The sequence below is a fragment of the Ensifer sp. ZNC0028 genome, assembly GCF_000799055.1.
Lineage (GTDB): Bacteria > Pseudomonadota > Alphaproteobacteria > Rhizobiales > Rhizobiaceae > Ensifer.
On sequence record NZ_JTLA01000034.1, the window covers coordinates 51703 to 58079 of the forward strand.

Here is a 6377-nt window from a genome sequence, read left to right on the forward strand (position 1 = left end):
CCTTAAGGCGGCGGCTCGTTTGCCGTTTTCTGCGGGCCGGCAGAAGCCTGGCCGGCAGGATGATACCATAGGTCGCGCGGAGAACGTGCGCTCAGTTCGAAAATTGCTCGGCCAGGATGCGGTCCGACCAGGAATGATCGGGATCCGAAAGGATACGCGCCGTCATGTTTTCCGATTCGGCGATCTTCACTCTGACCACCGATTTTACTTCCTGATGGTCCGCCACGGCGTTCACCGGCCGCTTGTCGGCCTCGAGGATTTCGATCTCGACCGTGACATGGTTCGGCAGGAGCGCACCGCGCCAGCGGCGCGGGCGAAAGGCGCTGACCGGGGTCATCGCCAGGAGCGGGGCCTCGAGCGGCAGGATCGGTCCGTGGGCGGAGAGATTGTAGGCGGTGGAGCCGGCAGGGGTGGCGACCAGCAGCCCGTCGCAGGTCAACTCCTCCAGCCGTGTCTTGCCGTCGATCAGCACGCGAAGCTTTGCTGCCTGGTAGGACTGGCGGAAGAGGTAGACCTCGTTGATCGCAAGTGCCGTGAAGCTCTCGCCATAGACGTCGGTCGTCTGCATCTCCAGCGGATGAAAAGCGTTCTCGACCGCCTGACAGATCCGGTCCGTCAGATTCTCGGTGCTGTAGCGGTTCATCAGGAAGCCGACCGAGCCACGGTTCATGCCATAGACCAGCTTGCCGCTGTTCATTGTCTGGTGCAGCGTCTGCAGCATGAAGCCGTCGCCGCCAAGCGCGACGATCACATCGGCCTTCGACGGATCATGGTCGCCATAGATCGCCTTGAGATCAGCCGCAGCCTTTTGTGCCTCTTCCGCGGACGAGGCGAGAAAGGCTAGGGAAGTGAACGTTCGGGCCATGAAATTCTAGTCCGCTCGATATGTTATGCGCCGCCAGCGGCAATCTTTCTCCATTGTTTCTGGCATGGCCCGGAACCGAACGCATCTGAAAAATTGGGAGAATTCGCAATTTTGCTTTACACCACATGAGATTATGGTAACTCCCACCAAAGCAAGTGCCCTTATAGCTCAGTTGGTAGAGCGGCTGATTTGTAATCAGTAGGTCGGGAGTTCGAGTCTCTCTGGGGGCACCACTTCATTTCTTCCCCATCGTTTTTCCGATTTTTTGGCGGCTACCGTGCCGGAATTTGATTGTTCGGGGCGTTGCTGCGGATACACCGTCGACGCAAAGCGAGCCGTCAGTCACGCATCGCAAAGATGGCCATGAACACCGGCGTGCCGATCACAACGCCGACAATCGAAAACAGCGGTCCATAGATCAGCGCGCTCAGCGGTATGCCGGCGACGCATGCCGCAATGCCATCCTCCAGGCAGTTGTACGGCCCGCCCTCGAATATGTCGTAGACCGGCAGGAACAGTCCGGCGACGATCAGGCTGACAAGGAATGCCAGGACGGCGGAGACGATCAGTCTTCCAAGAGTTCTCATACTCCTGAACTATAGGGAATCAGTGGTTTCGGCCACCGCCGATTGTTCCTCCCGTTTTTGATAAGCGGCAGACGAGCATTCCTCGGCTGGTTCTCTTGGAAAGGTCCTGATCATCGAACACGTTCTTTCAGCAGCGACCAAAGCCAACTTCGCCATACCCGCAGCGCTGGCGCCGATCGGATGGGCGTGCGTTCTACTGTGCGGTTTCATCGTTTGGAGCCCTGCCAACGCGCAGGAGGGATCCGATTGGGCGGAGATGAGTTCCGGCGCGACGCAAGTTTCCGGCTTGGGGTCAGTCCGGTACTCCGTGGGATACAGTAACATCGGCTATGACCACTTTCGTTCGGAGATCGTGGTGGAGTGGCATGACGGCGCTAAGCGGACGCAGACGATCTACGAAGGCATCTATGACAAGCCGCCTGCAAAGGTCTGGGGTGTTCAAGGCCATCTTTGCGTTTCGATGCAAGCGTGCGCCCGGTATGAGGACGCCTGCACGGTGCAGGTGATCGCCTACCGATACGACGCCGGCGCCAGATCCTTTGCCGAGCTTGAAAACGGTAGGCAGTGCAGCCGATGACATGCGGAGCAGACCTCGAGCGAATCTCCGTGACAGTTCAGTTTCGGCGCATGGATTACGGAGGAGAATATGCCGGCGATCGGCTTGGGTATTGGAGCGGTCTTCGTTCCGGTTTCGGATATCGAGCTGGCGAAGGCGTGATATGCGCGCCTGCTTCAGGTCGAGCCGCCCGAGACCACGCATGGCCATCTCGCCGTATTTCCTAGGAGTGGCGGCGCGCGGCTCGTTCTCGATGCCCGAATCTTCGTGCCGGGCGAGCGACGGGATGCGCCGCTTTTTCACTTCGACACGGAAGACGTGGCGGCCGCAGCCAGCCATGCACAGGCCCTCGGCGTCGAGATCGTGACGCCAGTGCAGTCGAGCAATGGTTCACGATCCGCGATCCCGACGGCAATGTGCTGATGATCTGCCGGTGCTGATCGGCAAGCCGCACTGCTGCGGCATCAGATGTCGAAGGACGGCCCCATGCGCACCGGAACCTCGCGGCATTTCTGCAGGGCGTTGAGCAGGTTCTCGGCCAGATAGTCGATCAAGGCTCTTGTTGCCGGCAACATGCCCTGGCGGGACGGGAAGACGAGGTGCACGACGACGTCGTTCGACGTCCATTCAGGTAGCACCGGTGCAAGCACGCCGGCGCGGAAGGCGCGCTCGCAGATATGGTCGGGCAAGAGCGCAACCCCCATGCCTTCGATCGCGGCGCGTTCGAGAATCAGGAAGTCGCTGCAGCCGACGATCGGGCGATGGGTAATTTCCGTCGTGTTGCCGTCGATCGAAACCAGCCGCCAGACGTCGGTCGGGTGCTGTTCGTTCATCGACAGCGTCGCCTGCTGGCTGAGGTTCTCGATGGTGATCTCGCCCGAGCGGGCAAGGAAGGTGGGGCTGGCGGCAAGCCGCTCGCGCACTTCGCCGAACTTGCGGATGATCAGCTGGTTGTCCGTATCGAGCTGACCGCGGGCGCGCAGCGCCACGTCGACCCGCTCCTCGATCAGGTCGATGCGACGGTTGGTGGCTGTAATCAGCAGCCGGACGCCGGGGTAGCGGCGATGAAACGCTGGCAGGATATCGGCAAGCATCGGGGTGAAGCCGAGCGGGCAGGCGAGCCGGACCGTGCCCGAAGGTTCGGCGCGCACGGCGGCGATCTCCGCTTCTGCGGCAGCCACCCCGTCGAGAAGGCTCTGGCAATGCTCGTAGAACACCCGGCCAATGTCGGTGACCCGCAGCTTGCGGGTCGAGCGCTCCAGCAGCCGCACACCGAGCTGCTCCTCCAGTCGGGCCACATGTTTGCTGAGCTTGGATTTGGGTATATTGAGGTCCCGTGCCGCAGCACTGAAGCCGTTGTTTCGCACGACGGCGGCAAAAAGCCCGAGGTCGTTCAGATCCTGCATTGTCCTGTCTCCGAAGTGCGGATGATGGATATGATTGTTTCCGTCTGGAAACAGTATGTCAAATATCCGCTGGCTTATCGGGTCATTGTTTTCCCCTCATATGTGGATCACCGCAACGTAAACACAAAGGTGTTCCCATGAACGTTCTTCATATCGACTCCGGTATCCTTGGCGACCACTCGGTTTCCCGCCGTCTGACGGCCGCCCTTGCCGCCCAGGTCAAGGCTGACCGCCCGGATGCCCAGGTGACCTACCGCGATCTCGCCGGCAGCTCGCTGCCGCATCTGACCGGCGCCCAGATCATGGCCCCGGCCGACCTCGAAGGCGTCGATGCCGGCCTTGCTGCCGACGTCAAGCTCGGCCGCGACATGCTGGAAGAATTCCTGGCCGCCGACACCGTCATCATCGGCGCGCCGATGTACAACTTCGGCATTCCGAGCCAGCTGAAGGTCTGGATCGACCGCATCGCTGTCTCCGGCAAGACCTTCCGCTACACCGAGAACGGTCCGGAAGGCCTCGCCAAGGGCAAGAAGGTCATCGTTGCCTCCACCCGTGGCGGCCATTACTCCGCCGGCCCGGCGGCCGTAATGGATCACCAGGAATCCTACCTGAAGACGGTCTTCGGCTTCCTGGGCGTCACCGACGTCGAGTTCGTTCGCGCTGAAGGCCTGAACCTCAGCGCCGACTCCAAGCAGTTTGCGATCGCCGAGGCTGAAAAGACCATCTCCGAAGGCAACGTGCTTCGCCTGGCGAGCTAAGAACTAAGTTCAGCGGATCACCGAGGTGATCCGGTGGGAGGGGCGTATGCCCCGCGTGCGGACGGTGCCGGTTGCGCAAGCAGCCGGCATTGTCCGTTTTCGAATATCGATATCTGCTTTATAATGGCCTCATGATGGACAGGCGGAGGATCCTTTGGGGCATGACCGCTGCGGTGGCCTTCTTGTTCGCCGCCGAAGCCACGCTGGCTGCGCCGCCGGATCATGGCTGCACCTGTCGAAACCGCGACGGTTCCAAATATGAGCTTGGGCAGGTCGCCTGCCTGCGCGTCGATGGCAGCGCCTATCTCGCGCGCTGCGAGATGAACCTCAACGTCACCACCTGGAAGAAATTGCGTGAAGGCTGCCCGACGGCCGGCATGAGCACGCCCAGTCGCCTTGCGCTAAAATCCGTCGGTTTGTGAGGGGTCGGCGCGGCTTGCCGTCTTCTTTCCCGATCTTTCGAAGCTGCACGGCATCAGGCTCCGCAATCCTACCGGTGCGAAGATATCCACAGGCGCCATTTCGCGTTAAAGCCACGGCTTTGGAGCCGGATGATGTGGCCGCCGGCGCCGTAACGCTGAGGCGGCCAAGAGCGTCCGGGGCGATGTCAGCGCTTCAGATACTGGCGTGCCGCATACATGGCGATCGCCGCCGCGTTCGAGACGTTCAGCGACTTGATCGCGCCAGGCATGTCGAGCCGGGCAAGGTCGTTGACGATCGAGCGGGTCTTCTGCCGGAGCCCCTTGCCTTCGGAGCCGAGTACGAGCGCGATCTTCTCGCCGCTGAACGTTCCTTCCAGCGGCTGCGGTCCTTCCGAATCAAGGCCGATCGTCTGGAAGCCCAGTCGATGCAGTTCCTCGATGGCATCACCAAGGTTGGTGATCTGGATATAGGGGATCATTTCCAGCGCGCCGGAGGCCGATTTGGCGAGCACGCCCGATTCGGTCGGGCTGTGGCGCATGGTGGTGATCAGCGCGCCGGCATCGAAAGCCACGGCCGAGCGCATGACGGCGCCGACATTGTGCGGATCGGTTACCTGGTCGAGCACGAGGATCAGCGGGCAGTCGCGTAGCGCCTCGAGCCGGCGATGCGGCAGCGGACGCGTTTCGAGCATCACGCCCTGGTGGATCGCGTCGGGACCGAGAATCTTGTCGAGATCCTGTGGCGTCACCGTTTCGACCGGGAAGGGCAGGGCCGAAAGCTCCCCGAGTTCCAGCCTTGCGGCGGCGTTCTGGGTCACGCTGAGGCCAATGATCTGGCGCGCCGGATTGTCCAGCGCGGCGCGAACCGTGTGCAGGCCGTAAAGCAGCACTTGCTCTGGGGCGAGCTGCGGCGCTTTCCAGTCGGCCGGCGCCTTGCGGCGCCTGTCCTCTTTCGGGGTTGGAATTTCGCCACGCTCGCGCTTGGCATCGCGGTGCGCGCGCCTGAGGTTTGCGTAATGGGTGTCCTTGGCGCTCTTGTCGCCGGTGCGATCTTTGCTCATTGGCGTCTTATAGAGGGCTTGCCTGTCCGGCGAAATGGTTTTCCGCGCTGGGGGTAATTTTGCGGCTGTGGAGAAAATCGGATTTTTTGCACCGAGCCGTGTTGACAGGACGAAACGAGGCAGTCATATACCCGGCCACAGATCGAGAGCGGCACCGACAAGTCGCTGGTTGTCTCACGATCTCAAATGCTTGGTCGAAAGATCCCGACAGAATAATGGAGGGATGCCCGAGTGGTTAAAGGGGACGGACTGTAAATCCGTTGGCTCAGCCTACGTTGGTTCAAATCCAACTCCCTCCACCATTCTGCTTCTGGATCGAAGGCCCGCGGGTATAGCTCAATGGTAGAGCAGCAGCCTTCCAAGCTGAATACGCGGGTTCGATTCCCGCTACCCGCTCCAATAGCGGTGTCCTCCTTCCTTTCAGATTAATGTAGCGAATAAACATTCGCCGCTAAGCGCTTGAATGTTCTGCAACCGCAGCGATTCGCGGCGCGATGATGCCCAATCTTGTACCGGCGTTGCGCGCTTCTTATATATCGCCAGGAAGAGGCCGTCGGCGGCCGGTCCGGGCGCGCGCAATTAAGTCTTGCGCAAATCCCCTGAAACCCTTAAACGGCTCCACAAACCGGCCCTGCCGGCTGATCATTATTCATACTTGACCACAGGAAACGTACCCATGGCAAAGAGCAAATTTGAGCGCAACAAGCCGCACGTTAACATTG

Annotated in this window: 7 protein-coding genes and 3 tRNA genes; 6 read left to right on the top strand and 4 right to left on the bottom strand. The window is 60.8% G+C overall.

All coding sequences use genetic code 11. The annotated features are described in order from the left end of the window. Window positions 1-91: 91 nt before the first annotated feature. A complete protein-coding gene (locus tag L981_RS09020) occupies window positions 92-865 on the bottom strand; it encodes an NAD kinase (protein ID WP_043614170.1) in 774 nt (257 codons plus the stop codon). A 157-nt stretch (window positions 866-1022) separates the two neighbouring features. Between L981_RS09020 and L981_RS09025 the strand changes: the two genes are divergently transcribed. Further along, window positions 1023-1098 (top strand) — tRNA-Thr (locus L981_RS09025). Window positions 1099-1203: 105 nt separating this feature from the next. Here the strand turns inward: L981_RS09025 and L981_RS09030 are convergent. Next, window positions 1204-1452, bottom strand: coding sequence for a hypothetical protein (locus L981_RS09030; RefSeq protein ID WP_043614173.1), 249 nt, complete (start codon window positions 1450-1452; stop codon window positions 1204-1206). A gap of 355 nt (window positions 1453-1807) precedes the next feature. On the opposite strand from L981_RS09030, the gene L981_RS34995 reads away from it, so the two are divergent. Continuing rightward, window positions 1808-2029 (top strand): hypothetical protein, encoded by a 222-nt coding sequence (locus L981_RS34995; protein ID WP_197067113.1) that lies wholly within the window; start codon window positions 1808-1810, stop codon window positions 2027-2029. 443 nt (window positions 2030-2472) lie between these two features. Here L981_RS34995 and L981_RS09040 read toward each other — a convergent pair whose 3' ends face one another. Continuing rightward, the gene (locus tag L981_RS09040) at window positions 2473-3414 is read right to left on the bottom strand and encodes a LysR family transcriptional regulator (protein ID WP_043614179.1); all 942 of its coding nucleotides are present in this window, start codon (window positions 3412-3414) and stop codon (window positions 2473-2475) included. Window positions 3415-3551: 137 nt separating this feature from the next. Here L981_RS09040 and L981_RS09045 point away from each other — a divergent pair, with 137 nt between their 5' ends. Then, window positions 3552-4172 (top strand): FMN-dependent NADH-azoreductase, encoded by a 621-nt coding sequence (locus tag L981_RS09045; protein WP_043614181.1) that lies wholly within the window; start codon window positions 3552-3554, stop codon window positions 4170-4172. Between the two features lie 131 nt (window positions 4173-4303). After that, window positions 4304-4594: a hypothetical protein gene (locus L981_RS09050; protein ID WP_371258850.1), complete on the top strand. Its 291-nt coding sequence runs from the start codon at window positions 4304-4306 to the stop codon at window positions 4592-4594. A 185-nt stretch (window positions 4595-4779) separates the two neighbouring features. Here L981_RS09050 and L981_RS09055 read toward each other — a convergent pair whose 3' ends face one another. Beyond that, on the bottom strand, window positions 4780-5655 hold the full coding sequence (locus L981_RS09055; RefSeq protein ID WP_043614183.1) for an RNA methyltransferase: 876 nt from the start codon (window positions 5653-5655) through the stop codon (window positions 4780-4782). Between the two features lie 217 nt (window positions 5656-5872). Between L981_RS09055 and L981_RS09060 the strand changes: the two genes are divergently transcribed. Continuing rightward, window positions 5873-5957 (top strand) — tRNA-Tyr (locus tag L981_RS09060). Between the two features lie 23 nt (window positions 5958-5980). Continuing rightward, window positions 5981-6054 (top strand) — tRNA-Gly (locus tag L981_RS09065). Window positions 6055-6377 lie beyond the last annotated feature (323 nt).

Coding starts and splice junctions, on each gene's coding strand:
- L981_RS09020 (WP_043614170.1), bottom strand. CDS start 865: ATGGCCCGAACGTTCACTTCCCTAGCCTTTCTCGCCTCGTCCGCGGAA.
- L981_RS09055 (WP_043614183.1), bottom strand. CDS start 5,655: ATGAGCAAAGATCGCACCGGCGACAAGAGCGCCAAGGACACCCATTAC.
- L981_RS09050 (WP_371258850.1), top strand. CDS start 4,304: ATGATGGACAGGCGGAGGATCCTTTGGGGCATGACCGCTGCGGTGGCC.
- L981_RS09045 (WP_043614181.1), top strand. CDS start 3,552: ATGAACGTTCTTCATATCGACTCCGGTATCCTTGGCGACCACTCGGTT.
- L981_RS09030 (WP_043614173.1), bottom strand. CDS start 1,452: ATGAGAACTCTTGGAAGACTGATCGTCTCCGCCGTCCTGGCATTCCTT.
- L981_RS09040 (WP_043614179.1), bottom strand. CDS start 3,414: ATGCAGGATCTGAACGACCTCGGGCTTTTTGCCGCCGTCGTGCGAAAC.